This window comes from Duganella alba, from assembly GCF_009674495.1.
In the GTDB taxonomy this organism is placed as follows: domain Bacteria; phylum Pseudomonadota; class Gammaproteobacteria; order Burkholderiales; family Burkholderiaceae_D; genus Rugamonas; species Rugamonas alba.
Window position 1 is genome coordinate 24,647 of sequence record NZ_WKJN01000024.1, and the last position, 23,970, is coordinate 48,616.

The following is a 23,970-nucleotide window of genomic DNA, read 5'->3' on the forward strand; positions in this document are numbered from 1 at the left end:
CGTTACGCGTTGAGTATAGTGTACTTTCTGAGTGCGCTTTTGCCCGCATTGTCGGTTGTTCGGCCAGGCGAGACTCCTGCATTCATCGCTCTATTTTTGTCCTTTAGTACGTTCACAATTGGTGCTGGTGTTTTCTCGTTCGGTCAACTGTCTTGCGTGCATTGACCGATCCAGTATCTTTAACAAGAGAATAATGCAGCTTCCGGCCAACAGCGGATTTTAGAATTCGGGCTACCGACAATGACATTTCGTGCTCACGCGACTTTGATAGCTAACTGGACTCTTGCAGTGTCTCCAGCTGTCTTATGGCTTTACTTTCTCGTATGGAGGCACTCGGACTGGAAGGGGCAGTTTGTATATTTTTTTTCCGCGTGGCTGACACTTCTAGGGGCTAGCTTTGTAGGTATCTTCCGCGTTACTCATGGGGAGCTACTTGCTGCTAGACTAATGTATTCCTTTTTGTGGCTTTTTACCATCATTCCAATCTCTTGGTTTTTAGCTTTCTGCGCGGCAGTTGACGGTGCAGCAGTCATGCCGTAAAGCGTAGGCCGAAATCGGCCAGAACTGGTCGGTCGGAAATGCGTTCCTAATATTCAATATTTGTAGAACATTTGATGAACTACCTAGAACTCAAGTCACCCCATGATGGGGCGTTGCTGATATTGGAGATTACCGACCGGTTCCATGACAGCGTGGAATTTAATGTTCAGGTAAAGACTGGTAACTTCTCTGGCTCTGCTTCCTCATCGACGTTCATGGCCGTTCCACTTGAAACGTGGTTTCAAAGTATGGCCGACGACTGGGCGGGGTGGAAAGATGAGAAAAAATAGGGAGACTTGGAGAGTCGTGTCCAGTTGAGTGCTACTGCCGACAAGACCGGACACATTAAAGTAAACGTGTTTTTAGCAGGTCAGGATTATGATTCTCAACTGCGAGTAAATATCATGTTTGAGGCAGGACAGCTAGACGACATGGCACATGATGTTGCTCGCCTTTTCGCGTAGTTCATTTTCGGCCATTCTCTGTTTATTGCTAGCGGTTTCTGGTTGTGCGACTGAAAACAGCATGTCTGAAGTATTAATATTAATTTCCAAATCCGGAGCTGACTTCTACGGAAAAACTTATACTTCTAGAACTGATCTGGCTACAGCATTAGTATCGAAGCAGGTGAGCACTGTTCATTTAGTGCTAGACCACGGCGTTCCATACAATCAAGTTGAAATGACCTTTGGTGCTGTACAAGACGCTGTGCTGTGCTTGATGTTAGATTGATCGGCAGTTGCAAAGGCTGCTGAAATCTGTCAAAAAAAGACAGATGCTCAATGGGAGGAGAACATGATTAAAGTAAATTTATTTACGTTCCGGAACCTGGCAGAATTGATAGTGCTGGCGACACTGGCAATTGCTATTCCTTATTTCGTTTTCGAGTCGTCGAGGCCCTGGCATTATCTTGCAACCGCCGCTACTTTTTTCATATCACCAGGCATAATAATCGGCTCCTTTCTCCATGGTGACCCTCATCTGTCTACCCGAATCGACCTGTATGCAGGAGTTCAAATGCAATTTTTTGCGATGTGGTTACTCTATCAAATTTTTAAAATGCGTCAGCCTTGCTTAGCGCAGATTACCCACTCGTAGGCTGACGCTTACGACAGCCTACGATCAATAACAGACATTAATAAGATACTTAACTTTTTTATTTAAAATTTAAAACCCAAGGTATCATGGAATCTCAAAGAATAATATTTTCCGACATCATTTTGAGAGAGTATTCAGATTCAGACGCCGAAGAATTTACAAACGCTATCCTCGAATCGGTTGAGTCGGTCGGCCATTGGATGCCCTGGTGCTCCAGGGAATACACAGTTAGCGATGCACTACAATGGTTTTCTGATTGCCGAAAAAAAGAAACGGCAGGTGCGGCATATGAATACGGTGTATTTTCTCTGTCTACAGGAAAATTTTTGGGCGGTGCCGGGCTAAATGCCCTTCAACATCAGTACAAACTTTGCAATCTGGGGTATTGGGTTCGCCAAACGGCGCAACGACAGGGAGTTGCGTCTAAATGTGTACAGGCACTTTCACATTATGCATTTCACCAATTAGGACTTCATCGTATAGAAATCGTAGTCGCCGTGGGCAATACTGCTAGTGAGCGCGTTGCAGTAAAGGCTGGTGTGGTTCATGAATGTATTGCAAGAAACCGTCTTTATTTAAATGGTGCGCCAATGCCTGCCCATGTTTTTTCATTAGTGCCTAGCTAAAGGGATTTCACCTCACGCTTGCAAGCGGACTTCTTGCCTCACCATGTTCGCCGCGTTCAGTCAACAGCGGGCGTTGCGATAGCGAAGGATAATTTTAGTGAATTTAGTTGCAGATAATCTCAGCAGAAAATTGGCATTTGCAGGAACAGTAGCAGCTGCTTTTTGGGTGGCTGGGTTATATTTTGCATTTCATCCGACAAGCCTGTTCGGACTTCAGTACGTTATAACTGCGGGCGTCTTGGAATGGGCATCAACAATTTTCGCATTAGGTGCAGGCGCCTGGTGCATGCTTTTACTTTATCAAGCCTTTCGATGTCGCGGTGTGGCATGGTGGGCATACGTTATAGGTCTTGTTACAACAGGTGGTACAGTCCTTGTTGCGCTGATTGCTTCTTACGCCTTATTTAATAGTTATTTTTAATAAATCGAGCGATTTCGGCCACTACCGGATGATGGGGTTAGTCTATCCCGCGTAACTTCAGATGCGGGCAATGAATACGTCATCGTTAGCTTCTCTGACGGGGGACTCAATTGTCGTGGTTTCTTTCAACTGATAGAACTCTCATCAAGCGGTATCGTCAAGATTTCCCAAGAGTTTGGAGAGTGTCATGAGCTTGCCGGTGCAGGCTTCGTTGCGCCAAACCCGGTAGTGCACCTTAGACAATCCATTGATGGCAAAACCGTCGAGATGAGTAGCTTCCTTTGGCGGGATGGGGCGATCAGCAAGATTTTCCAATCGACGGATACTTGTCGCTCACTAGGCTTTTCAGCGACGACGGTTTCCAGGAAGTTGAATTCCAACATGGAGAAGCAAGTTGGCGGCGTTGGAAGATTGCAGTTCTATTCGGCCCCTATAGAGACTTGTGCAAAGAATGGAATGTTCGTTCTTCCTGGTGAAAGGCTAACGTCGTCATTGCGATTTGAAAACTTTGTATATGTCACGTACATAAATCCAAAGACTGCCAAGCAGGCTGAGGGATGGGTACACGCTGACCGGCTCTTTTCTGCGGAACAGTGACTGGCCACATCCAAGTGTATTTCTGTGACCGGCAAAATGCTTGGCAGCGCGACTCGAACGAAAATTAAAATGGCCTATTGCGCCAGTATTGCTGGCATATCGTTTCCTAGTCTATAGGGAATTCGATCAGTAGCTTCTCGACTTTTTCACCTCCAATGATCTTGACCGTGCCGTGTTCACAATCAATTTCTGTTGGTAGTTTATCTTCGGCCCGGAGCGCCAATCTCTGTCTGATGTGGTTGGCGTCAATGCCTTTTTTCTTAAGGTACAGTCGTTGGGCGACGATGTTTGTTAGTACTTTCTTTTCGTCGTCGCCTAACACAATCGCGACCTCCAGCGAAGGTGCGGGGGAATATTTATAAAGGGTGAACTCGCCATTTTGAACAATGGTCGATTTTTTCTTGTCGAACTTGAGGTAGGCCAGCTCGCGTACCGGATCAACGATCTCCGAGACCAGATCACAGCGAAGTGTATAGTTTTTTCGGTAGGCGTTTAGGTCATCAACGCTCGCGATGGCTGAAAGGGAGAAGCTACTGCCCAATAGAAACGTGAAAGCGGTCTTGATTAATTGCTTGCTCATCGCTCTACTCCTTTATTGACTCTAGAGAATCGTAACCTTAAAATTTGTCTTAATTTTCACACAATGTCACTTCAATAATATTGTTGTGTGACGGGGAGCGAGGCAAACGTCCGGGTCGCAGCGCAAGCCGCTGATCGCATGAGTCTGCGTATCCATCCAGACGACGCCTACATCCTGCAGTATCATTCTTAGCGACGACACAACCTGTATCCCTAACGGAGACCCACATGAAACGCGTAACCGGCATCGGCGGCATCTTCTTCCACGCGAAAGATCCTGTGGCGCTGCGCGCCTGGTACAAGGATCATCTCGGCATCGACGTGCAGGTGTGGGGCGGCGCGGCCTTCACCTGGGAAGGCAAGGAAACGACTGTCTGGTCGATCGGCCCGGCGGACAATGGTCACTTCGAGCCGAGCACCGCGCCGTTCATGATCAACTACCGCGTCGACGATCTGACCGCCCTGCTCCAGGCCTTGCGCGACGAAGGCTGCCAGGTGCTCGACAAGACCGACGACTCGGACTACGGCAAGTTCGGCTGGGTCATCGACCCGGAAGGCAACAAGGTCGAGCTGTGGCAGCCGCCCGCCGGCCAATAAGCGCCTAGCGCCTAGCGTGGCAGCGCGTCGCGCGCCGCCGCCAGCACTTCAGCCGACAGCGCCTCGTCGTCGACCGCGCGCGCCAGCACGATGGCGCCGACCATGGCCGCATATTGCGCCAGCGCCTGCTTGCGCTGCTCGGCCGCATCCTCGGCGGGCATCAGCTGCTGCAAGACGGCGATCTGGCCGCGCGCGCCTTCGGTCATCGCGTGCCGTGCCTTGTCGCCCAGACGGCCGATGTCCGGCCCCAGCGCCGTCACCGCGCAGCCGCTCTCCGGATGATCGCGGTGGGTCTCGCTCAGATAGCTGGCGCGGATCTTGTCCAGCGCCGCATCGCGGCCATCGGCCATAAAACCTTCCCAGCGCTCCACCGATTTCTTCAGCGCGTGCGCGGCAGCCTCGGCCAGCAGGTCTTCCTTGGACTCAAAGTGGCCGTAAAAGCCGCCGTGCGTCAGCCCTGCGCTCTTCATCAGATCGGACACGCCGATACCGTCATATCCTTTTTCGCGGAACAGCCGCGCGGCCGTTTCGACGATGCGCTCACGGTTGAGCGCTACCTGTTCCCTGCTGACTTTCATTTTCGACTCCTACCTCTAATCTATTGACATTATATATTACAGGCATAATATATCAATCATTACGATCATCATTAAAGGAAGCCATCATGAAAGCAGTCATCAGCGCCTATGCCCGTTCGCCCTTTCATTTCGCCCGCAAGGGCAAGCTGGCCGAAGTCCGCCCGGACGATCTCGGCGCGCAGGTGGTCAAGGGCCTGATCCAGCGCACCGGCGTCGATCCGAAGTTGCTGGACGACGTGATCCTCGGTTGCGCCTATCCGGAATCCTCGCAGGGCAACAACCTGGCGCGCATCGTCTCGCTGCTGGCCGGCTTTCCGCATGAAGTCAGCGCCATGACCATCAACCGTTTCTGCGGCTCGTCGATGTCCGCCATCCATATCGCCGCAGCCAATATCGAGGCCGGCCTGGGCGAAGCCTATCTGTGCGTCGGCGTCGAGTCGATGACCATGGTGCCGCAGGGCGGCTTCAACTTCTCGCCAAATCCGCAACTGCTGGCCGAAACCGACGCCTACATCAGCATGGGCGATACTGCGGAAAACGTCGCCCGCCAATACGAGATCGCGCGCGCCGACCAGGAAGTGCTGGCGCTGCAATCGCACCAGAAAGCCGCCGCCGCGCGCGCGGCCGGCTTGCTGAAGGACGAGATCATTCCGATCACCACCGCCAGCGGCGAGGTGGTCGCCGAAGACGGCTGCATCCGCCCCGGCACCACGCTGGAAGCGCTGGCGTCGCTGAAGCCGGTGTTTGATCCGGAGCATGGCGTGGTCACCGCCGGCACCTCGTCGCCGCTGACCGACGGCGCCTCGGCGGTGCTGGTCACCACCGAGGAATTCGCCCGCAAGCACGGCCTGAAGCCAAGCGCGCGCATCGTCTCGATGGCGTCCGTCGGCGTCGATCCGGCGTTGATGGGCATCGGACCGATTCCGGCCACGCAAAAAGCCCTCAGGATCGCGGGCCTGAAAGCAGAGGATATCGATGTGGCGGAGATTAACGAAGCCTTCGCCTCGCAGGCGCTGGCCTGCGTGCGCGAACTGGGCATCAAGCCGGAGGCCTTGAATATCGATGGCGGCGGCATGGCCATCGGCCATCCGCTGGGCGCCACCGGCGCGCGCATCACCGGCAAGGCGGCGACGCTGCTGGAACGCACCGGCGGCCGTTACGCGCTGGCCGCGCAGTGCATCGGCGGCGGCCAGGGCATCGCCACCATCCTCGAAAAGCTCTAAGCAGCCACCTCGATGCAGTTGCGGCCCGCGCGCTTGGCGCGGTGCAGCGCTGTGTCGAGGCGGTCAAGCACGGCGCCGCTACCCTCCTCCGGCCCCACCTGCGCCACGCCCAGCGCGATGCTGACGGCGGCGCCGAAGTCGACCGCCGGCAGGTCGGCTTCGGCGATCGCGCTGCGCAGCTTTTCCGCCAGCCGCACCGCGTCTTCAGCAGTGGTGTGGGTGGCGACGATCAGGAATTCCTCGCCGCGCATGCGCGCCAGCGTGTCCGAGGTGCGCAGACGGCCCATCACCGTTTCCGCCACTTTGCGCAAGGCGATCTCGCCCACCTGGTTGCCGTATAAATCGTTGGACGACCGGAAGCTGCTGACGTCAAACGACAGCAGCGCCAGCGGCAGGCCGTAACGGCGCGCGCGGCGGATTTCGTTGTCCAGCGCATCTTCGCCGGCGCGGCGGTTGGCGGCGCCGGTGACGCCGTCCACGGTACTCATCTGTGACAGCCGGCCGGACAGCGCATCGTTCTGATGCTTCAATTCGCTCATGCCGAGACCGAAGCTGACAAACTGCGCCAGGCTGGCGAAGCAGGCAAATTGCTCGCGCGAGAAGCTGATATGGCGGTCGAACATCAGGCAGATGGCGCCCATCTCCGGGCCGCCCGGATCGGCGCGCAACGGCAGCGCCAGCACCATGCGCACATTGCGGTCGTGTAGCGCCATCGCCAGTTCGGGATCGCCGGCTTTTTCCGGCGCGTCCAGCAGCACCATCTCGCCGCGCGCCACCGCCATCAGCGGCGGGAACACATCGCGCAGCGGCGATTGCAGCAGACGGTCGCGCCGTTGCAGCAGGCGGCTCAGATCAAGGTGGTTGCGCGCCTCCTGCGCCACCAGTTGCAGGTCGCCGCGCTCCTTCATGTGCAGCACGGCGGTGTGGCGCACGCCGGGGAAATTACACAGGGCCAGGCAAATCTGCGAGGACATGCTGGCGATGCTGTCGATGCCGCTCAACGCGCGCTGCAGGCTGCGCTGCACGCCGAGCAGGTCGCGCAGTTCCTTTTCCTTGTCCAGCAACGCCTGCTGCATGGCGGCGGCCGGGTCGGCCGGTACGGCCAGCGCCTGCCGCACGGCCTGCTGGAGCTCATCGTTCAGCACCGGGCAGATGCGATAGTCGAAGGCGCCGTAAGCCATCAGCTCCGGCAGCCAGGCGGTGTGTTCGAAAGCGCACAGCAGCAGCACCGGTGCGCCGGCGCGGCCGCGTATCAAGGCGCCCACACCGGCCAGCTGACTCAGTTGTTCAAAGCCGCTCAGGTCGAGGATCAGCAGATCGGCTTCGCGCCGGGCCAGCTCGGCGCCGGCGGTGTCCACATGGTCGCACATCACCAGTTGGGAGAACATTTCGCCGCAACAGGACTGGAATTCCGCCCTGCGTTCCGGGGCGGGATGGAAAAACACGCCAGTGCTGTTCGACCGGCTGTAGACGTGCGACATGATGTTGCCCCCTAGTATTTATAATTTGTTTATCTCTCGCACGATAGTGTGCCATAAAGTTCAAAACTAGCAATCTTTTTGCAATAATTTTATGCTTTCGGCATATGTGAACAAGCGCACCGTCATGCAAGCGGGCCGCGCCAATACTGTTTCTTCCAGAATCAAGGAGGGACACCACCATGGCACAATCGGAAAACAAGGCCGACTCCGGGGCGGCCAGCATGCAGCGCGAAGTCCAGCAGCGCCAGGATCGGATCGACCAGCAAGGTCCGCGCGCCAGCGTGACCGGCAAGGGCGAGGCGCCGGAGCAAACCACCGGCCACGAATATCCCGGCACGCCGCTGCCGACCCAGCATCTGCAAAAGCCGGGGCTGGAGGCGGACATGCAGCTCAAGCCCGAATTCCTCGCGCCCGACTACTGCGGCAGCGGCAAGCTGGCCGGCATGGTGGCGCTGATCACCGGCGGCGACTCGGGCATCGGCCGCGCGGTCGCGGTGCTGTACGCGCGCGAAGGCGCGGACGTGGCCATCATCTACCTCAACGAAGACCAGGATGCGCAGGACACCAAGCGCTACGTGGAGGCGGAAGGCCAGACCTGCCTGCTGCTGCGCGGCGACGTACGCGATGCGGCGTTCTGCCGCGACGCCGCGCATCAGGCGCATGAACGTTTCGGCCGGCTGGACATCCTGGTCAACAACGCGGCCTTCCAGGAGCACACGCAAAAGCTGACCGATCTGACCGAGGACCGCTTCGACCTGACCATGAAGACCAACGTCTACGGCTACTTCCACATGGCGAAGGCGGTGGTGCCGTACCTGAAGCGCGGCGCGGCCATCATCAACACCGGTTCGGTGACCGGCCTGTCCGGCACGGAGGATTTGCTGGACTATTCCACCACCAAGGGCGCGATCCACGCGTTCACCAAGTCGCTGGCCTCCAATCTGCTGGAGCAAGGCATCCGCGTGAACGCCGTGGCGCCGGGACCGGTGTGGACGCCGCTGAATCCCGCCGACGCCTCGCCCGAGAAGATCGCCAGGTTCGGCGCGGACACCGACATGAAGCGCCCGGCCCAGCCGCAGGAGCTGTCGCCGTCGTATGTGTTCCTGGCGGCGCCGTGCTGTTCCAGCTACATCACCGGCATTGTGCTGCCGGTGACGGGCTCCGTGGGCGCCTGAGCCATGGCCGCGCGCGCATTGTGGAAAGGGGCGATCAGCTTTGGCCTGGTCTATATTCCGGTGGAGATGTACACGGCGGTGCAGGAGCATGATCTGGATCTGACCATGCTGGACCGGCGCGACTTTTCGCCGGTCGGCTACAAGCGCTATAACAAGAAGACCGGCAAGGAAGTCACGTGGGACGATATCGTCAAAGGCTACGAGTACGAGGATAACGAGTACGTGGTGCTGTCGGACGAAGACCTGAAGCGCGCCAATGTGGAGGCGACGCAGACCATCGACATCGTCGCCTTCGTGGAGGCGGCCGACGTGCCGCTGACTTACTATGAAACGCCCTACTACCTTGCGCCGTCGCGTGGCGGCGCCAAGGTGTACGCGCTGCTGCGCGAGACGCTGCGCAAGGCCGGCAAGATCGGCATCGCCACGGTGGTCATGCGCACCAAGCAGCACCTGTGCGCGCTGGTGTGCGTGGAAGACAAGATCGTGCTCAACACTTTGCGCTATGCGACCGAGATCCGCAGCGCGGAGGAACTCAAGCTGCCGCCTGCGACCTTGAAGGCGGCCGGCATCAGCGACAAGGAGTTGAAGATGGCGCTGTCGCTGGTGGAAGGCATGAGCGAGGACTGGAAACCGGAGCAGTACCACGACACCTACAAGGAAGACGTGCTGGCCATGGTCAAGAAAAAGATCAAGGCCGGGCAGACCAAGACGATTACCGCGCCGGAGTCCGAGCCGAGCACGCCGAAGGCCTCCAACGTGGTCGATCTGGTGGCGCTGTTGCAGGATAGCCTGGGCAAACGCGGCGGCAAGGCGGCGCCGGCCAAGGCACGCGCGGCCGATGACGAGGAAGAGGACGAAGCAAAGCCAAAGTCCAAAGCCACCGCGACGCGCAGCCGCGCCTCTGCCCCGGCGTCCAAGGCCAGCGCAAAGACCGCAGCCCACACGGCGGCGGCCAAACGCAGCAAGCCGGCCACCAGCCGCGCCAAGGCAGCCTGACCACGCGCCGCAGGATGGCGGCTGCGCGATTTTTCAGCCCTGGCCCGGCTTGAAGTACATGCGCTTCATGGCCGGCGCCAGGCCCTTGGCCGATTTGGCGTAATCGTCCCACGGCGCGTTGCCGACATCCAGACGCGTATGGGCGTTGGCGACGTTCCAATAGTCCGCGCCCTGCAAGCCTTCCAGCTCGTCCCAGGTGATCGGCACCGAGATGCCCAGGCCCGGACGCGTGCGTGCCGACCAGGCGCTGACGGTGGTGGCGCCACGCCCGTTGCGCAGGTAGTCGATGAAGATCTTGCCGACGCGGTTGCGCGGCCCGCTCTTCAGCACAAAGCGTTCCGGTATGGTCTCCGCCATGTGCGCGACGATGGCTTGTGAAAAGGCCTTCACGTCATCCCAGCCGTAGCCCGGCTTGATCGGCACCACCACGTGCAGCCCCTTGCCGCCGCTGGTCTTCAGGAAGGCAGGCAGTTCCAGCTCCGTCAGGAAGGCGCGCATCAACTGCGCCGCTTCCTTGACCTGGTCCCAGGTGACGCCCTTGCCGGGATCGAGGTCGAAGATCATGCGGTTCGGTTTTTCGTAGCTGCTGCCGTTGGCGTTCTGCGTGTGCAGTTCGATCACGTTCATCTGCGCGGCCGACAGCAAGCCCTCTTCCGTTGGCACTTCCAGCATCGGCGGATGGTCCGGATCCAGCGACTGCTTGAACTGCTTCACGCCCGGCATGCGCGAGACCTCGGCGTGCTTCTGGAAGAACAGTTCTCCGCCTACGCCTTCCGGTGCGCGCACCAGCGATACCGGGCGGCCTTTCAGGTGCGGCAGCATCAGCGACGCCACCAGCGCGTAATAGCGCACCAGCGTTATCTTGGTGGCGCCGCTTTGCTTGTCGATGATGCGGTCTGGATTGGTGATTTTCAGTGACTTGGGCAGCTTGCCCTCGACTGGTTGTTCGCGCTCGATGGCGCTGGCTTTCTTGTCCATGCGAAGTCCTTTGAATACAGAATGCCGGATCGAGCCGGAATGCGTCCACTCGCCAAATGCGACTTCCGCCACCAGCACCGGCTTGAGCCAGTGGGCTTTCCTGGCGATGTCGCGGCTGGGCGCGAACGGACTTTTGTCTGCGGCCTGCTTGTCCATCTTCGCTTTCAGCTCGGCCAGCGAGGTGGCGTTGAAGCCGCTGCCGACGTTGCCGGCATATTGCAGCTTGCCGTCCTTGTCGTAGGTGCCGAGCAGCAGCGAGCCGAAGCCGCTGCGCGCGCCCTGCGGATCGGTATAGCCGCCGATGACGAATTCCTGGCGCTGGCCGCATTTCAGCTTGATCCAGGTGCCGCTGCGGCGCGCGGAGTAGCGCGAGTCGCGGCGCTTGCCGATGATGCCTTCAAGGCCCATCTGGCAAGCGGCGGCGATCATGTCCTGCGGCGAGGCGCTGAGCGCGGCGCTGAAGCGGATGGTGTCGTTGGCGCGCTTCTTCAGTACATCCGCCAGGATGGCGCGGCGTTCTTCCAGTGGCAGTTCGCGCAGGTCGTGACCGTTGTGGAACGGCAGGTCGAAGAGGAAGTAGACGATGTCGCCGGGATGCTCTTCGTCGAAGGCGTTTTGCAGCAGGCCGAAGTCGGGACGGCCGTTGTCGTCGTGGACGACGATTTCGCCGTCGTACCAGCCGGTTGGTAACTTCATTTTGGTCAGCGCGGCGTGCAGCGGTTGCAGCTTGTGCGTCCAGTCGTTGCCGTTGCGGGTGATCAGGCGGATGTCCTTGCCGTCCACGCGCGCCAGCAGCCGGTAGCCGTCGAACTTGACTTCGAATAGCCAGTCCTCCGCCGATGCCGGCGGAGTATCGACCAGTGTGGCCAGTTGCGGCGACAGTGTCTCGGGCAGCGCGGACTTGGGCGCGGCCTGCTCGGCGGTGGTGGCCGCGCGGCGCGCGGCGGCAGGCGACGCGGCGGCGGGCGACGCGGAGGGCCTGGCGACAGGAGTGGGCGCCGGGCCGTCGGGCATCGGCAGCGCTTTCACGCTGTCCGGCATCTCGTCGATCACGCTGAACTCTTCCGCCGGACGGGCGTAGTCGTCCTTCTCCTTGATCAGCAACCACGGCTCCTGCTTCTCTCCCTTACCTTTCATGCGCACCAGCACCCAGCGGCCGTGCATCTTGTGGCCGTGGATCTCGAATTTCAGATTGCCCGCCGCCAGCGCCTTGCGCGGATCGTCCAGCGGATACCAGGTGCCCTTGTCCCAGATGATGACCTTGCCCGCGCCGTACTGCTTGGGTGGTATCGTGCCTTCAAAATCGTTATAGGAAATCGGATGATCCTCGACGTGCACCGCCATGCGCTTGTCGTGCGTGTCGTAACTCGGGCCCTTGGGCACGGCCCAGCTCATCATCACGCCGTCCAGCTCCAGCCGGAGATCGTAATGCAGCCGCGAAGCCCAGTGCTTCTGGATGACGAACGCCAGCGCCTCCCTGCCCTCGTCGCCGCCTTCGGCAGGTTCGGGGGTGATGGCGAAGTTGCGTTTGGCCTTATAGGTTTTGAGGGAGTCTGTCATCCCGTCAGACTATGCCCGTCCGTTTCGCGGAACCGTGCGTTGGCGAACATGTAAGCGATTGTAAAGGCCGTCAACGCTTGGTTTCCGGGCCGCGTTTTCTGCTCAGTGACACGGGAATTGTCCCGGCCCTGAAACCTTACTAAAGGATGTATATCATGACCAAAGTAATCGCTACCCTGATCGCCGGCCTGTTCGCTACCGCTGCATTCGCACAGACCCCAGCTCCTGCTGCCGTCAAGGCCGAAGCCAAGGAAACCAAAACCGCCGCCAAGGCGGAAGCCAAGGAAACCAAGGCTGAGATCAAGGCAGAAGCCAAGACCGCCAAGGTAGAAGCCGACGCCAAGAAAGACGTCGCCGTCGCCAAGGCCGAAGAAAAATCCGACAAGGCCGATGCGCACGCCAAAGCCACCAAAACCAAAGCCAAGGCCCACGCCAAAGCTGAAAAAGCAGAAGCCGCGACCACGCCAGCGCCTGTCACCACCAAGTAATCACGTCGCTTCAGGCGTAAAAAAAAGCGGACCTTTCGGTCCGCTTTTTTATGCTTCACTGATTTTACTGCTGCGCTACCGTCTGCGCCGGCGCGCCGGCATCCCAGCCGCCGCCCAGCGCGCGGATCAGCGCCACCGTGGTGACCGCGCGATTGCCGCGCAACTGCACCGCATTGCGCTCCACCGTCGCCAGGTTGCGCTGTGCGTCCAGCAGATCGAGGTAGCTCGAACGGCCGGCGCTGTACAACTTCTGTGCCAGATCGGCCGAACGACGCGCGGAAACGACTGCTTCGTCGATCTGCGCCGTCTGGCCGGCCAGGATGCGCAGGCCCGCCAGATTGTCCTCAACCTCGGCAAACGCCGTCAGCACGCTTTGACGATACGTACCGACCGACTCCTCCAGCGCACCCTCGCTGCGGGTGATGTTGGACTTGTTGCGGCCACCGTCGATCAGCGGCATCGACATCGCCGCGCCCAGCAGCCACGAACGGCTGCTCCACTTGAACACGTCGGCCACGGTGTTACCCGAGATGCCGCCCGCATTCGCGTTCAGCATCAGCGACGGGAACATCGCCGAACGGGCCACGCCGATGCGGGCGTTGGCCGCTTCCATCGCGCGCTGTGCGGCGGCGATGTCGGGACGGCGCTCCAGCAGCGACGATGGCAGGCCGGCTGGAATCACCGGCAGCAGCGCCGTGTCCAGCAACGGGCTGTTACCCGCCGTGTAGCTGGCCGCCGGTTTGCCCAGCAGGACAGCCAGCGCATGCTCGGTGGTCACGCGCTGACGTTGCAGGCCGATGGCTTCCGCCTTCGACGTCGCCAGTTCGGTCTTGGCGCGCGACAGATCGAATTCGCCGATGTCGCCCAGGTCGAAACGACGCTGGTTGACCTTGACGTTTTCTTCGCGGGTCTGCACCGTGCGGTTCAGCGTTTCCAGCTCGGCGTCGGTAGAACGCAGACGGAAGTAGGTCTGCGCCACGTCGGCTTGCACCGACAGCAGCACCGAGCGGTAAGTCGCTTCGACCGAGGCCGCATCGCCACGCGCCGCGGCGACGTTGGACGATACGCGACCGAACAGATCGACCTCGTAGCTGGCGGTCAGGTTGGCGCTGAACACCTTGGCCGGCGCCACCGGCGTACCGGCCGGCAGGCCCAGTTCCACGTCCGACTGGCGCAGGCGCTGGGCGCCGATACCGACGCCGACTTGCGGAATGCGGTCCGCTTCGGCGATGCCGGCGATAGCGCGGGCCTGCTTGACGCGGGCGGCGGCCACCGACAGGTTGGCGTTGGCGCGGGTGGCTTCGTTGATCAGCTCATTGAGGGCCGGATCATTGAACGCCAGCCACCACTCGCCGCGCGGCTGCGCTTCGGCGGCTTGCGCCTGTTTCCAGGTGCTGCCGTCGGCAGCCGTCTTGGTCGGCAGGTCGGCCGCGGCAGGCAGCTGCGATTCCTTGAACGCGGTCGGCACGTCCATCGCAGGTTGCTTGAACTCCGGCGCTGCGCATGCGGTCATCAGCAAGGCCGCCAGGATGGGCGCTACGCCCTTAGCGATCATATGCAGCTTGTTCATATTAGTGGGTCCCTTCCAGTTTTACCGTAGAGGCGTCGCCATCCACGGCAGGTTTTTTCTTCTCCAGGCTGACGGCCAGCTTGCGCAGCAGGACATAGAACACCGGCGTCAGGAACAGGCCGAAGAAGGTCACGCCCAGCATGCCGGCAAACACCGCCACACCCATTGCATGACGCATTTCCGAACCTGCACCGTGCGAGAACACCAGCGGCAGCACGCCCATGATGAATGCGATCGACGTCATCAGAATCGGACGCAGACGCAGGCGGCAGGCTTCCAGTGCGGCATCGACGATGCTGCGGCCATGGTGTTCCAGCTCCCGTGCAAACTCCACGATCAGAATCGCATTCTTCGACGCCAGGCCCACCAGCACGAACAGCGCAATCTGCGTGAACACGTTGTTGTCGCCGTGGGTCAGTTTCACGCCAACCAGCGCGCAGAAGATCGACATCGGCACGATCAGGATCACCGCCAGCGGCAGGGTCCAGCTTTCGTATTGCGCAGCCAGCACCAGGAACACCAGCAGCACGCACAGCGGGAACACGTAGATCATGGTGTTACCGGACAGGATGTCCTGGTAAACCAGCTCGGTCCATTCGTAGCCGATACCCTTCGGCAGGACTTCGTTGACGATCTTGGTCATTTCAGCCTGCGCTTCGCCGGTCGATACGCCAGGTGCGGCGCCGCCGTTGATTTCAGCCGCCACGTAAGCGTTGTAGCGCTGCACACGGTCCGGGCCATAGCTGTCCTTGACGCGCATCAGCGACGACAGCGGAATCATTTCGCCCTTGTTGTTGCGGATCTTCAGTTGCGCGATGTCTTCAGCGTGCGAACGGAACTGCTTGTCAGCCTGGACGCGGACCTGGTAGGTGCGGCCGAACTGGTTGAAGTCGTTCACGTACAGCGAACCGAGGTTGATCTGCAAGGTCTGGTAGATCGTCTGCAGCGGCACGCCCAGCTGCTTGGCTTTCTGGCGGTCGATGTCGGCGAACAGCTGCGGCACATTGATCTGGTAGCTCGAGAAGACGCCGGCCAGTTTCGGGTTCTGCCAGGCTTTCATCTGCACTGCCTGCACCGCTTTATACAGCTCGTCGTAACCCAGGTTGCCACGGTCTTCCAGCATCAGCTTGAAGCCGCCGGTCGTACCGAGGCCGCTCACCGGCGGTGGCGACAGCACCAGCACGAAGGCGCCTTCGATCGCACCCATGCGCTTGTTCATTTCCGCGGCAATCGCTTCAGCGGTTTCGTTGGACTTGGTACGTTCTTCGAACGGTTTCAGGCCCAGGAACACGATACCGGCGTTTGGCGCGTTGGTGAAGCCGTTGATCGACAGGCCAGGGAACGAGATCGAGTTGTCCACGCCAGGAATGTCCTTGGCGATTTCCGACATCTTGCGGATCACGGCGTCGGTACGGTCCAGCGAGGCAGCGTCAGGCAATTGTGCGAAGCCGATCAGGTAGCCCTTGTCTTGCGGCGGCACGAAGCCCGGCGGCACGATCTTGAACATGAAGCCTGCGGCAACCGCCAGCACCGCGTAGACGATCAGCGAACCGCCCTTGCGTTTCAGCGCGCTCTTCACGCCGCCTTCATAGCCGTGCGAAGCGCGGTTGAAGAAGCGGTTGAACCAGCGGAAGAAGCCACCGAAGACCTTGTCCATGCCGCGGGTCAGCGCGTCTTTCGGCGCATCGTGCGGTTTCAGCAGCACGGCCGACAGCGCCGGGGCCAGGGTCAGCGAGCTGAATGCCGAGATCACGGTCGAGATGGCGATGGTCAGCGCGAACTGCTTGTAGAACTGACCGGACAGGCCGGAGACGAAGGCGATCGGCACGAACACGGCGCACAGCACCAGTGCAATCGCGATGATCGGACCACTCACCTCTTTCATCGCCTGGATGGTCGCGTCATGCGGCGACAGGCCGTTTTCGATATTACGTTCGACGTTCTCCACCACCACGATCGCATCATCGACCACGATACCGATGGCCAGCACCAGGCCGAACAGCGACAGCGTGTTGATCGAGAAGCCGAAGCCCAGCATCACGGCAAACGTACCCACCACCGACACCGGCACCGCCAGCAGCGGAATCAGCGAGGCGCGCCAGGTTTGCAGGAAGATGATCACCACCAGGGCCACCAGGATCACCGCTTCGATCAGGGTGTGGATCACGGCGTCGATCGACTGACGCACGAATTGGGTCGGGTCATATACAACGCTGTACGTGACGCCTTCCGGGAAATCTTTCGACAGGCGGGCCATGGTCGCGCGGACGTCGGCCGACAGCTGCAGCGCATTGGCGTTAGGCGCCTCGAAAATCGGGATCGCCACCGCCGACTTGTTGTTCAGCAGCGAGCGCAGTGCGTAGGAGTTCGAACCCATCTCCAGGCGAGCGACATCCTTCAGCAGCGTTACCGCGCCGTCGGCGTTGGTCTTCAGGATGATATTGCCGAATTCCTCCGGGCTTTGCAGACGGCCTTGCGTGTTCACGGTCAGCTGGAAGTCCGCGCCCTGGGCCGGGCCCTGGCCGATCACACCGGCAGCCACCTGCACGTTCTGCTCGCGGACGGCGTCGACGACGTCGCCGGCGGTCAGGCCGCGTTGAGCCACTTTCTGTGGATCGAGCCAGACGCGCATGGCGTAGTCGCCCGAACCGAACAGCTGCACCTCGCCCATGCCGGGCAGGCGGGCCAGTTGGTCCTTGACGTTGAGCACCGCGTAGTTACGCAGATACAGGTCGTCGTAACGGCCGTTCGGCGACTGCAGGTGGACCACCATGGTCAGGTTCGGCGAGGCCTTGACGGTCGTCACGCCGATCTGGCGCACTTCTTCCGGCAGGCGTGGCAGCGCGCGTTGAACGCGGTTCTGCACCTGCGTTTCGGCCTGCTCGACGTTGGTGCCGATCTTGAAGGTGACGGTCAGCGCCAGCGCGCCGTCCGAGGTGTTTTGCGAGGACATGTAGAGCATGTTCTCGACGCCGTTGATCTGTTCCTCAAGCGGCGCGGCCACGGTTTCGGCGATGATCTTCGGATTCGCGCCCGGATACTGCGCGCGCACCACGATCGACGGCGGCACCACATCCGGGTACTCCGAGATCGGCAGCTTGAAGATCGATATCAAGCCGGCGACGAAGATAATGATCGACAGAACCGCCGCGAAAATCGGCTTGTCGACAAAAAATCGAGAGATATTCATTTGTAATTATTCCTTGGTGGTGCCAGTCTTGGCGACTGCAACTTTCTCTTCTTTTTTGGCCGGGGTGGCGGCCAGCGGATCGGCATCCATCGGCACGATGGTCGGGGTGATCGGCGCGCCCGGCTTGACGCGCTGCAGGCCGTTGACCACGATCTTCTCGCCCGGTTTCAGGCCGTCGCGCACCACGCGCAGGCCGTCGACTTGCTGGCCCAGCGTGACCGGACGGTATTCCGCCTTGTTGTCCTTGCCGACCACGAACACGAACTTGCGGTTCTGGTCGGTGTTGACGGCGCGCTCGTTGATCAGCAGCGTCGACTTGGCGCCGGTGCTGCCGGCCAGTTGCACGCGGGCGAACAGGCCAGGCACCAGCAGGCCGTCGGCGTTGACCAGGGTGGCGCGCATGCGCACCGAGCCGCTGCGCGGATCAAGCTGGTTGTCGACGAATTCCAGCTTGCCTTCGTGCGGGAAGCCGGTTTCGTTGGCCAGGCCGATCTTCACGGTGGCAGGCTTGCCCTGGTGGGCAGCGGCGCCGACGCGCAGGTAGGTGTCTTCGTCGCCGTCAAAGGAGGCGTAGATCTGGTCCAGCGACACCACCGAGGTCAGCACGGCCGAGGCGTCGACCAGGTTGCCCAGCGTGATTTCGGCTTTCGACACACGGCCGTTGATCGGCGACGTCACCTGGGTGTAGCTCAGGTTCAGCTTGGCCGCTTCGTACTGGGCCTGGGCCGCGTGAGCGTCGGCGTCCAGCTGCTTGAAGCTCGATGCCGAGGTATCGTATTCGCGCTGGGCGATGGCTTTGTCGGCCAGCAGTTTTTCGGCGCGGGCCAGTTCCACCTTGGCCAGTTCCACCTTGGCGCGGGCCGAGTTGGCGGCCGCTTCGGCGCGGTTGGCTTCGGCCTGGAATGGACGCGGATCGATCACGAACAGCACGTCGCCTTTCTTGACCTGCGAACCCGGCTTGAAGTTGATCGCGGTGATGAAGCCGCCGACGCGCGGACGGATCTGCACTTGCTCGATGGCTTCCAGGCGGCCCGAGAACTCCTGGGTTTCAATGATGTCTTTCTCGACCACGGCTGCTGCCGATACCGGTGGACCGCCCGCGCCTGCAGGTGCTTCCGCTGCCTTGCCGGTGGCCTCGCCACAGCCGGACAGTGAAATTGCGGCCAGGCCCGCCAGCGCCATGGCGGCGACCAGCGGTCGCGCCACAGCAGACATTGATTTAATGGTTTTCATGTTAATTCCTTTTTGTATGAAAATAATTAATGGAAAAGGCGGCACCGGGCGGTCTCAACGAAAATCGAGAAAACACGGTACGAACGCCCCGCTGGCAAGCCAATGGGGACGTGACTCTACATACTGCTTAAGGGGTGGGAAATCCTATGCGGCCGGCGGTGTCTCGGACCGCTCCAGGCCAGCAATGAAGCTGGCGATTTCTCCAAGCGCTTGACATCGGCAAGCACATTCGTTGCGTGCCCCCACATCGTTCAGGGGCGCCGGCTGCATGCGCCGGACCGTGGTTTTGACACCGCAGGAAATCAGCTTGGCGCCGTACTGTTCCGCCTCGTCGCGCAGCGGATCGTCTTCGGTCGACAGGATGAGTGCCGGTGGCAGGTTTTTCAAACGGCTCGATTGCAGCGGCGATGCGTAGGGGTGCGTGCGGTCGGCGGCGTTCGGCAGGTAGCCGCGATAGGCCTTGGCGCAGGCGTCGGCCACGTCCAGCAGCTCGGGCGCTTGCAGTTCGCGCATCGAGCAGGTGGTCAGGCCGGGGTCCAGCATCGGCATCACCAGCACCTGGCCGGCCAGCAGCGGGCCGCCGCGGTCGCGCGCCATCAGCGCGCAGACGGCCGCCAGGTTGGCGCCGGCTTCAATGCCCGCGACCAGCAGTTGCTTGCCGCTCCAGCCCAGCTTGGCCTTGTTCTTCTTGGCCCACAGCAGTATCGCGTGTGCATCTTCCACCGCCGCCGGGAAAGGCTTCTCGGTCGCCAGGGTATAAGCAGAGGCTAGCACCGCGACGTGCTGGCTGTCGTCTGCCAAATGGCGGAGGAACATGTCCGCATCTTCCAGGTCGCCGCCAACGAAACCGCCGGCGTGGAAGAAGACCAGCAGCATGTCGCGCTTGGCGCCGGCATCGCCGCTGGTATAGAGACGCGCCGCCAGCGGACCTTCCGCACCCTTTACTTCCAGGCTGCGGATTTTCAGTTGGTCCGACAAGGTCGGCAGCTTCTCTACTGGATTGTTCATTGTTGCACCGTTCCCAATTCGTTGGAGGACAACATGCTAGCAGGATCGCAAGGTTTGTCGCCGCTCGCGACCAGCGTCAGCGCGCGCACGCCGCGAACCTCCGTCTTGGCGGTATGTGAATAGGCGTCGGTATATACCACGCCTGCCAGTGCAACCGACGTCAGCGCCAGTGCTATCGTTGCGAAAATTGCATCCCGATAATTCATGTTGGTCCTCCTTTCTTCGTCTTTTACTTTGTGCAGTACAGCAATCTTAAACTTGTTCTACAATCCGATAAATAAGGCAAAGTCGAATTGATTGTTCAGGATCTTGAACAATGAGGACCAAAGATGAATAAACTTCAAGCGATGGAAGTATTTGTGCAGGTGGTGGACGCCGGCGGCTTCACGCGCGCGGCGGAAAACATGAAGCTGCCCAAGGCCACCGTCTCCACCCTGATCCAGGCGCTGGAAACCTCGCTGGCGGTCAAGCTGCTGCACCGGACCACCCGCCACGTCAGCGTCACCGCCGACGGCGCCGCTTATTATGAGCGCTGCCTGCGCATCCTGTCCGACGTGCGCGAGGCCGAGGAATCGCTGTCGCGCACCCGGCTCAGCCCAAGCGGACGGCTGCGGGTCGACGCCCCGACCGGCCTGGCCAGCGATGTCATCGTGCCGGCCCTGCCGCAGTTTTTCGAGCTGTATCCGGACATCCAGCTGGAACTGGGCTGCAGCGATCGCCCGGTGGACCTGGTCGAGGAAGGCGTCGACTGCGCCGTGCGCGGCGGCGCGCTGGGCGACTCCAGCCTGATCGCGCGCCGGGTCGGCATCCTGCAGTTCACCACCGGCGCCTCGCCAGCCTACCTGGAGCGCTACGGCCGTCCGGCGCACCCCAACGATTTACTGCGTCACCGTTGCGTCAACTATTTTTCCGCCCGTACCGGTAAAATCTTCGACTGGGACTTTACCCGCGACGGCGAACGGGTGCAGGTGGCGCTGCCCGGCCATATTGCCTTGAACGATAGCAACGCCTATATCGCGGCCGGCATCGCTGGACTGGGCATCGTGCAGATGGCCAGCTTCATGATGGAGCCGCTGCTCCGGGACGGCCGCTTCGAATTGATACTCAACGACTGGGTCAGCGATCCGCTGCCGATCCACGTGGTGTACCCGCAGAACCGCCACCTGTCGGCCAAGGTGCGCGTGTTTGTCGAATGGGTCGCCGAACTGTTTTCCAACCATCCCGGCATGCGCTTGCCGAAAATGCCGGCGCGCGCCCCTTCTTTTGAGGTTGCCTTATGAATGACTCCCACCGCATCGTCTTCCTCGACCGCGACAGCGTGATCGCCAATGTCCGCAAGCCGTCGTTCGCCCACGAGTGGACCGAGTATCCCGCCACCGTGGCCGGCGACGCCGTGCAGCGCCTGCGCGACGCCCGCGCCACCATCGCCATCACCAACAAGGTGCCGCTGTCGGCGGACGATCTGGCGCAGCTGCCGGACCTGAAGCTGATCGCGGTGGCCGCCACCGGCACCAATATCGTCGACCTGGCGGCGGCGCGCGAGCGCGGCATCGTCGTCACCAACATCCGCAACTATGCGGTGCACACGCTGCCCGAGCACACCTTTGCGCTGATCCTGGCGCTGCGCCGCCAGCTGGTGGCCTACCGCGAGGACATCGAGGCCGGTCTGTGGCAGAAGTCCGAACGCTTCTGCCTGTTCGGCCACCCGATCGCCGACCTGGCCGGCAGCCGCCTGGGCCTGTTCGGCTACGGCGCGCTGGGCAAGGCGACCGCGCAGATCGCCCGCGCGTTCGGCATGGAAGTCATCGTCCACAACCGCTCGCCGCTGCCCGATGCGGCGGCCGACGGCGTGCGCGAAGCCGGCTTCGACGAAGTCCTGGAGACGTCCGACGTGATCAGCCTGCACCTGCCGCTGACCGAGGCCACCCGCAACATGATCAGCGCCAAGGAGCTGATCCGCATGAAGCGCAGCGCCCTGCTGATCAACACCGCGCGCGGCGGCCTGGTGGATGAGGAAGCGCTGGCCGACGCCCTGCGCAGCGGCCTGATCGCCGGCGCCGGCTTCGACGTGCTGGTGACGGAACCGCCGCCGGCCGACAACGTACTGCTCAACCTGCGCCTGCCGAACTTCATCCTGACGCCGCATTCGGCCTGGGCCAGCACCCAGGCCATGCAGACGCTGGTGGACCAGTTGATCGGCAACGTCGAGGCCTGGGCCGCCGGCGCGCCGCGCAACGTGGTGGCCTGACGGCTAGCTGGAGAACACGTTCATGGTCACCACTCCGGCGATGATCAGGCCGATGCCGACCAGCGACGGGATGTCCAGCCGCTGTCCCAGGAAGAACCAGCCGATCAGGGTGATCAGCGTGGTGCCGACGCCGGACCAGATCGCGTAGGCGATACCGACCGGCACCTGGCGCAAGGTCAGCGACAGGCAGTAGAACGCCGCCGTGTAGCCGGCCACCACCACGATCGATGGCAACAGCCGGGTGAAGCCTTCGCTGTGCTTGAGCGCGGTGGTGGCCATCGTTTCCGAACCGATGGCAATGGACAGTAGCAACCATTTGTTCATGTCGTTCTCCCTAGCCGCGGGCGACCACGATCATTTTCTGGTTGACAAGCTCCTTGAGGCCGTCCTCGGCCAGCTCGCGGCCATAGCCGGAGCGCTTGACGCCGCCGAACGGCAGCTCGGGCGAGGTCGACGAGCGGGTGTTGATCCACACCGACCCGGTTTCGATGCGCGAGGCCAGCTTGCGCGCGCGCTCGACATCGGCCGAGAACACCACGCCGGACAGGCCGAACATCGAATCATTGGCCAGTTCCACCGCCTCGTCGTCGCTGCGCACCACGTAAACCTGGGCCACCGGGCCGAAGAACTCGGAGAAGTACGCCGGGTTGTCGCGCGTGACATTGGTGAGGATGGTCGGGCTGTAGTAGGCGCCGGGGCCAGGCAAGGCCTTGCCGCCGTAGTGCAGCGTGGCGCCGGCCTGGACCGCGTTGTCGACCTGCTGCGCGATGTCGGCACGGGCGGCCAGCGAGCACAGCGGCCCCATGTCGGCGCTTTCGTCCATCGGATCGCCAACCTTGATGCCGGCAAAAATGGCGGTGAACTTTTCCAGGAAGCGGTCCGCGACCTTTTCGTGCACGAGGAAACGCTTGGCCGCGTTGCAGGCCTGGCCCGCCACATACAGCCGCGCCGCCGCGCCCACTTCAGCGGCCTTGTCGACGTCGGCGTCGTCCAGCACCATGAAGACGTCGGCGCCGCCCAGTTCCAGCACCGACTTCTTCAGATATTTGCCGGCCTGCGCGGCGACGATGCTGCCGGCTTTTTCCGAGCCGGTCAGCGCCACGCCCTGCACGCGGTCATCGGCAATCAGGGCGGCGACCTGGTCGCCGGAGGCATACAGATTGGTCCACACGCCCGCCGGCGCGCCGGCGGCGCGCACCAGCTGCTCGAAGGCGGCGGCGGCTTGCGGCACGTTGCTGGCGTGCTTGGCCAGGACCGGATTGCCGACGGCGATATTCGGGCCGGCCACGCGGATCAGCTGGTACAGCGGGAAGTTCCATGGCTCCACCGCCACCACCACGCCGATCGGGTGGTATTCGGTCCAGGCATCGCCGTGCGCGGTTTCCAGCTTGCGGCCGGCCAGGAAGCCGGCGGCGTTGCGTGCATAGTAGCGGGCGATGTCGGCCGACATCTGCACTTCGAAGCGCGCTTCCGAGATGCGCTTGCCCATTTCCTGCACCAAGGTGACGGCCAGTTGCTCGGAACGGGCCTCGATCAGGTCCGCCAGCTTGTCCAGCACGGCCAGGCGCGGCTGGATGTCGCCCTTGGACCAGTCCGATTTGTAGACCGCATGCGCCACGGCCAGCGCGGCCTGCACCTGGGCGTCGGTGTGGTTGTCGAAGGTTTTGACCAGTGCGCCGGTGGCCGGATTGATGCTTTGGTATGCCATGATGTTTCTCCTGATTGAGGTTGGTATGGCCCCAGTGTAGAAAAATCCGGCATCACAATAAATGGAAAAGAATCGA

23 protein-coding genes are annotated in these 23,970 nt (G+C 61.1%); 12 read left to right on the forward strand and 11 right to left on the reverse strand.

All coding sequences use genetic code 11. The features are described 5' to 3' along the window. Positions 1-614 precede the first annotated feature (614 nt). The 5 genes from GJ695_RS21030 to GJ695_RS21050 all read left to right on the forward strand — a co-directional run bounded on the left by GJ695_RS21030 (position 615) and on the right by GJ695_RS21050 (position 2,685). The gene (locus GJ695_RS21030) at positions 615-830 is read left to right on the forward strand and encodes a hypothetical protein (RefSeq protein WP_154368175.1); all 216 of its coding nucleotides are present in this window, start codon (positions 615-617) and stop codon (positions 828-830) included. A 148-nt stretch (positions 831-978) separates the two neighbouring features. Further along, positions 979-1,272, forward strand: a complete 294-nt coding sequence (locus GJ695_RS21035; protein WP_154368177.1) for a hypothetical protein — start codon at positions 979-981, stop codon at positions 1,270-1,272. Between the two features lie 63 nt (positions 1,273-1,335). Next, the gene (locus GJ695_RS21040) at positions 1,336-1,638 is read left to right on the forward strand and encodes a hypothetical protein (RefSeq protein WP_154368179.1); all 303 of its coding nucleotides are present in this window, start codon (positions 1,336-1,338) and stop codon (positions 1,636-1,638) included. A gap of 86 nt (positions 1,639-1,724) precedes the next feature. After that, on the forward strand, positions 1,725-2,264 hold the full coding sequence (locus GJ695_RS21045) for a GNAT family N-acetyltransferase (protein ID WP_154368181.1): 540 nt from the start codon (positions 1,725-1,727) through the stop codon (positions 2,262-2,264). 97 nt (positions 2,265-2,361) lie between these two features. Continuing rightward, positions 2,362-2,685 carry a hypothetical protein gene (locus tag GJ695_RS21050; protein ID WP_154368183.1) on the forward strand — a complete coding sequence of 108 codons (324 nt, stop codon included), beginning with the start codon at positions 2,362-2,364 and terminating at the stop codon, positions 2,683-2,685. A 703-nt stretch (positions 2,686-3,388) separates the two neighbouring features. On the opposite strand, the gene GJ695_RS21055 is transcribed toward GJ695_RS21050, so the two are convergent. Next, on the reverse strand, positions 3,389-3,862 hold the full coding sequence (locus tag GJ695_RS21055; protein WP_154368185.1) for a hypothetical protein: 474 nt from the start codon (positions 3,860-3,862) through the stop codon (positions 3,389-3,391). Positions 3,863-4,089: 227 nt separating this feature from the next. Here GJ695_RS21055 and GJ695_RS21060 point away from each other — a divergent pair, with 227 nt between their 5' ends. Further along, positions 4,090-4,458: a VOC family protein gene (locus tag GJ695_RS21060; protein ID WP_154368187.1), complete on the forward strand. Its 369-nt coding sequence runs from the start codon at positions 4,090-4,092 to the stop codon at positions 4,456-4,458. Between the two features lie 11 nt (positions 4,459-4,469). On the opposite strand, the gene GJ695_RS21065 is transcribed toward GJ695_RS21060, so the two are convergent. After that, a complete protein-coding gene (locus GJ695_RS21065; protein ID WP_154368189.1) occupies positions 4,470-5,036 on the reverse strand; it encodes a TetR/AcrR family transcriptional regulator in 567 nt (188 codons plus the stop codon). An 86-nt stretch (positions 5,037-5,122) separates the two neighbouring features. Here GJ695_RS21065 and GJ695_RS21070 point away from each other — a divergent pair, with 86 nt between their 5' ends. Further along, a complete protein-coding gene (locus tag GJ695_RS21070; protein ID WP_154368191.1) occupies positions 5,123-6,259 on the forward strand; it encodes a thiolase family protein in 1,137 nt (378 codons plus the stop codon). Here GJ695_RS21070 and GJ695_RS21075 read toward each other — a convergent pair. Beyond that, positions 6,256-7,647: a GGDEF domain-containing response regulator gene (locus GJ695_RS21075; RefSeq protein WP_229260446.1), complete on the reverse strand. Its 1,392-nt coding sequence runs from the start codon at positions 7,645-7,647 to the stop codon at positions 6,256-6,258. The genes GJ695_RS21070 and GJ695_RS21075 overlap by 4 nt on opposite strands. A 272-nt stretch (positions 7,648-7,919) precedes the next feature. On the opposite strand from GJ695_RS21075, the gene GJ695_RS21080 reads away from it, so the two are divergent. Both GJ695_RS21080 and ku read left to right on the forward strand, forming a co-directional pair. Then, the gene (locus GJ695_RS21080; protein WP_154368195.1) at positions 7,920-8,915 is read left to right on the forward strand and encodes an SDR family oxidoreductase; all 996 of its coding nucleotides are present in this window, start codon (positions 7,920-7,922) and stop codon (positions 8,913-8,915) included. Between the two features lie 3 nt (positions 8,916-8,918). Beyond that, the gene (ku, locus tag GJ695_RS21085; protein ID WP_154368197.1) at positions 8,919-9,911 is read left to right on the forward strand and encodes a non-homologous end joining protein Ku; all 993 of its coding nucleotides are present in this window, start codon (positions 8,919-8,921) and stop codon (positions 9,909-9,911) included. Positions 9,912-9,944: 33 nt separating this feature from the next. Here ku and ligD read toward each other — a convergent pair whose 3' ends face one another. After that, positions 9,945-12,449 (reverse strand): DNA ligase D, encoded by a 2,505-nt coding sequence (ligD, locus tag GJ695_RS21090; protein ID WP_154368199.1) that lies wholly within the window; start codon positions 12,447-12,449, stop codon positions 9,945-9,947. A gap of 155 nt (positions 12,450-12,604) precedes the next feature. Between ligD and GJ695_RS21095 the strand changes: the two genes are divergently transcribed. Continuing rightward, positions 12,605-12,937: a hypothetical protein gene (locus GJ695_RS21095; protein ID WP_154368201.1), complete on the forward strand. Its 333-nt coding sequence runs from the start codon at positions 12,605-12,607 to the stop codon at positions 12,935-12,937. A gap of 64 nt (positions 12,938-13,001) precedes the next feature. Here GJ695_RS21095 and GJ695_RS21100 read toward each other — a convergent pair whose 3' ends face one another. From GJ695_RS21100 to GJ695_RS21120, 5 genes are all read right to left on the reverse strand, one after another. Further along, positions 13,002-14,507, reverse strand: coding sequence for an efflux transporter outer membrane subunit (locus tag GJ695_RS21100; RefSeq protein ID WP_154368202.1), 1,506 nt, complete (start codon positions 14,505-14,507; stop codon positions 13,002-13,004). Position 14,508: 1 nt separating this feature from the next. Beyond that, complete coding sequence (locus GJ695_RS21105; protein WP_154368204.1) at positions 14,509-17,697, reverse strand: efflux RND transporter permease subunit; 3,189 nt, start codon at positions 17,695-17,697, stop codon at positions 14,509-14,511. Positions 17,698-17,703: 6 nt separating this feature from the next. Then, positions 17,704-18,930 carry an efflux RND transporter periplasmic adaptor subunit gene (locus GJ695_RS21110; protein WP_154368206.1) on the reverse strand — a complete coding sequence of 409 codons (1,227 nt, stop codon included), beginning with the start codon at positions 18,928-18,930 and terminating at the stop codon, positions 17,704-17,706. 144 nt (positions 18,931-19,074) lie between these two features. Further along, a complete protein-coding gene (locus GJ695_RS21115) occupies positions 19,075-19,938 on the reverse strand; it encodes an alpha/beta hydrolase (protein ID WP_154368208.1) in 864 nt (287 codons plus the stop codon). After that, positions 19,935-20,144, reverse strand: coding sequence for a hypothetical protein (locus tag GJ695_RS21120; protein WP_154368211.1), 210 nt, complete (start codon positions 20,142-20,144; stop codon positions 19,935-19,937). The genes GJ695_RS21115 and GJ695_RS21120 overlap by 4 nt, the downstream gene beginning before the upstream one ends. A gap of 123 nt (positions 20,145-20,267) precedes the next feature. Here GJ695_RS21120 and GJ695_RS21125 point away from each other — a divergent pair, with 123 nt between their 5' ends. After that, the gene (locus GJ695_RS21125) at positions 20,268-21,218 is read left to right on the forward strand and encodes a LysR family transcriptional regulator (protein WP_154368213.1); all 951 of its coding nucleotides are present in this window, start codon (positions 20,268-20,270) and stop codon (positions 21,216-21,218) included. Further along, positions 21,215-22,186, forward strand: coding sequence for a D-2-hydroxyacid dehydrogenase (locus GJ695_RS21130; RefSeq protein ID WP_154368215.1), 972 nt, complete (start codon positions 21,215-21,217; stop codon positions 22,184-22,186). The genes GJ695_RS21125 and GJ695_RS21130 overlap by 4 nt, the downstream gene beginning before the upstream one ends. A gap of 3 nt (positions 22,187-22,189) precedes the next feature. Here GJ695_RS21130 and GJ695_RS21135 read toward each other — a convergent pair whose 3' ends face one another. After that, positions 22,190-22,510 (reverse strand): DMT family transporter, encoded by a 321-nt coding sequence (locus GJ695_RS21135; protein WP_154368217.1) that lies wholly within the window; start codon positions 22,508-22,510, stop codon positions 22,190-22,192. Between the two features lie 10 nt (positions 22,511-22,520). Further along, complete coding sequence (locus tag GJ695_RS21140; RefSeq protein ID WP_154368224.1) at positions 22,521-23,894, reverse strand: NAD-dependent succinate-semialdehyde dehydrogenase; 1,374 nt, start codon at positions 23,892-23,894, stop codon at positions 22,521-22,523. Between the last annotated feature and the right edge of the window lie 76 nt (positions 23,895-23,970).

Bases quoted from the DNA above. Each gene is read 5' to 3' on its own strand.
- ligD (WP_154368199.1), bottom strand. From the start codon at position 12,449: ATGACAGACTCCCTCAAAACCTATAAGGCCAAACGCAACTTCGCCATC.
- GJ695_RS21120 (WP_154368211.1), bottom strand. From the start codon at position 20,144: ATGAATTATCGGGATGCAATTTTCGCAACGATAGCACTGGCGCTGACG.
- GJ695_RS21055 (WP_154368185.1), bottom strand. From the start codon at position 3,862: ATGAGCAAGCAATTAATCAAGACCGCTTTCACGTTTCTATTGGGCAGT.
- GJ695_RS21080 (WP_154368195.1), top strand. From the start codon at position 7,920: ATGGCACAATCGGAAAACAAGGCCGACTCCGGGGCGGCCAGCATGCAG.
- GJ695_RS21100 (WP_154368202.1), bottom strand. From the start codon at position 14,507: ATGAACAAGCTGCATATGATCGCTAAGGGCGTAGCGCCCATCCTGGCG.
- GJ695_RS21130 (WP_154368215.1), top strand. From the start codon at position 21,215: ATGAATGACTCCCACCGCATCGTCTTCCTCGACCGCGACAGCGTGATC.
- GJ695_RS21125 (WP_154368213.1), top strand. From the start codon at position 20,268: ATGAATAAACTTCAAGCGATGGAAGTATTTGTGCAGGTGGTGGACGCC.
- ku (WP_154368197.1), top strand. From the start codon at position 8,919: ATGGCCGCGCGCGCATTGTGGAAAGGGGCGATCAGCTTTGGCCTGGTC.
- GJ695_RS21065 (WP_154368189.1), bottom strand. From the start codon at position 5,036: ATGAAAGTCAGCAGGGAACAGGTAGCGCTCAACCGTGAGCGCATCGTC.
- GJ695_RS21095 (WP_154368201.1), top strand. From the start codon at position 12,605: ATGACCAAAGTAATCGCTACCCTGATCGCCGGCCTGTTCGCTACCGCT.
- GJ695_RS21070 (WP_154368191.1), top strand. From the start codon at position 5,123: ATGAAAGCAGTCATCAGCGCCTATGCCCGTTCGCCCTTTCATTTCGCC.
- GJ695_RS21060 (WP_154368187.1), top strand. From the start codon at position 4,090: ATGAAACGCGTAACCGGCATCGGCGGCATCTTCTTCCACGCGAAAGAT.
- GJ695_RS21040 (WP_154368179.1), top strand. From the start codon at position 1,336: ATGATTAAAGTAAATTTATTTACGTTCCGGAACCTGGCAGAATTGATA.
- GJ695_RS21135 (WP_154368217.1), bottom strand. From the start codon at position 22,510: ATGAACAAATGGTTGCTACTGTCCATTGCCATCGGTTCGGAAACGATG.
- GJ695_RS21075 (WP_229260446.1), bottom strand. From the start codon at position 7,647: ATGTTCTCCCAACTGGTGATGTGCGACCATGTGGACACCGCCGGCGCC.
- GJ695_RS21110 (WP_154368206.1), bottom strand. From the start codon at position 18,930: ATGAAAACCATTAAATCAATGTCTGCTGTGGCGCGACCGCTGGTCGCC.
- GJ695_RS21105 (WP_154368204.1), bottom strand. From the start codon at position 17,697: ATGAATATCTCTCGATTTTTTGTCGACAAGCCGATTTTCGCGGCGGTT.
- GJ695_RS21045 (WP_154368181.1), top strand. From the start codon at position 1,725: ATGGAATCTCAAAGAATAATATTTTCCGACATCATTTTGAGAGAGTAT.
- GJ695_RS21035 (WP_154368177.1), top strand. From the start codon at position 979: ATGATGTTGCTCGCCTTTTCGCGTAGTTCATTTTCGGCCATTCTCTGT.
- GJ695_RS21030 (WP_154368175.1), top strand. From the start codon at position 615: ATGAACTACCTAGAACTCAAGTCACCCCATGATGGGGCGTTGCTGATA.
- GJ695_RS21115 (WP_154368208.1), bottom strand. From the start codon at position 19,938: ATGAACAATCCAGTAGAGAAGCTGCCGACCTTGTCGGACCAACTGAAA.
- GJ695_RS21140 (WP_154368224.1), bottom strand. From the start codon at position 23,894: ATGGCATACCAAAGCATCAATCCGGCCACCGGCGCACTGGTCAAAACC.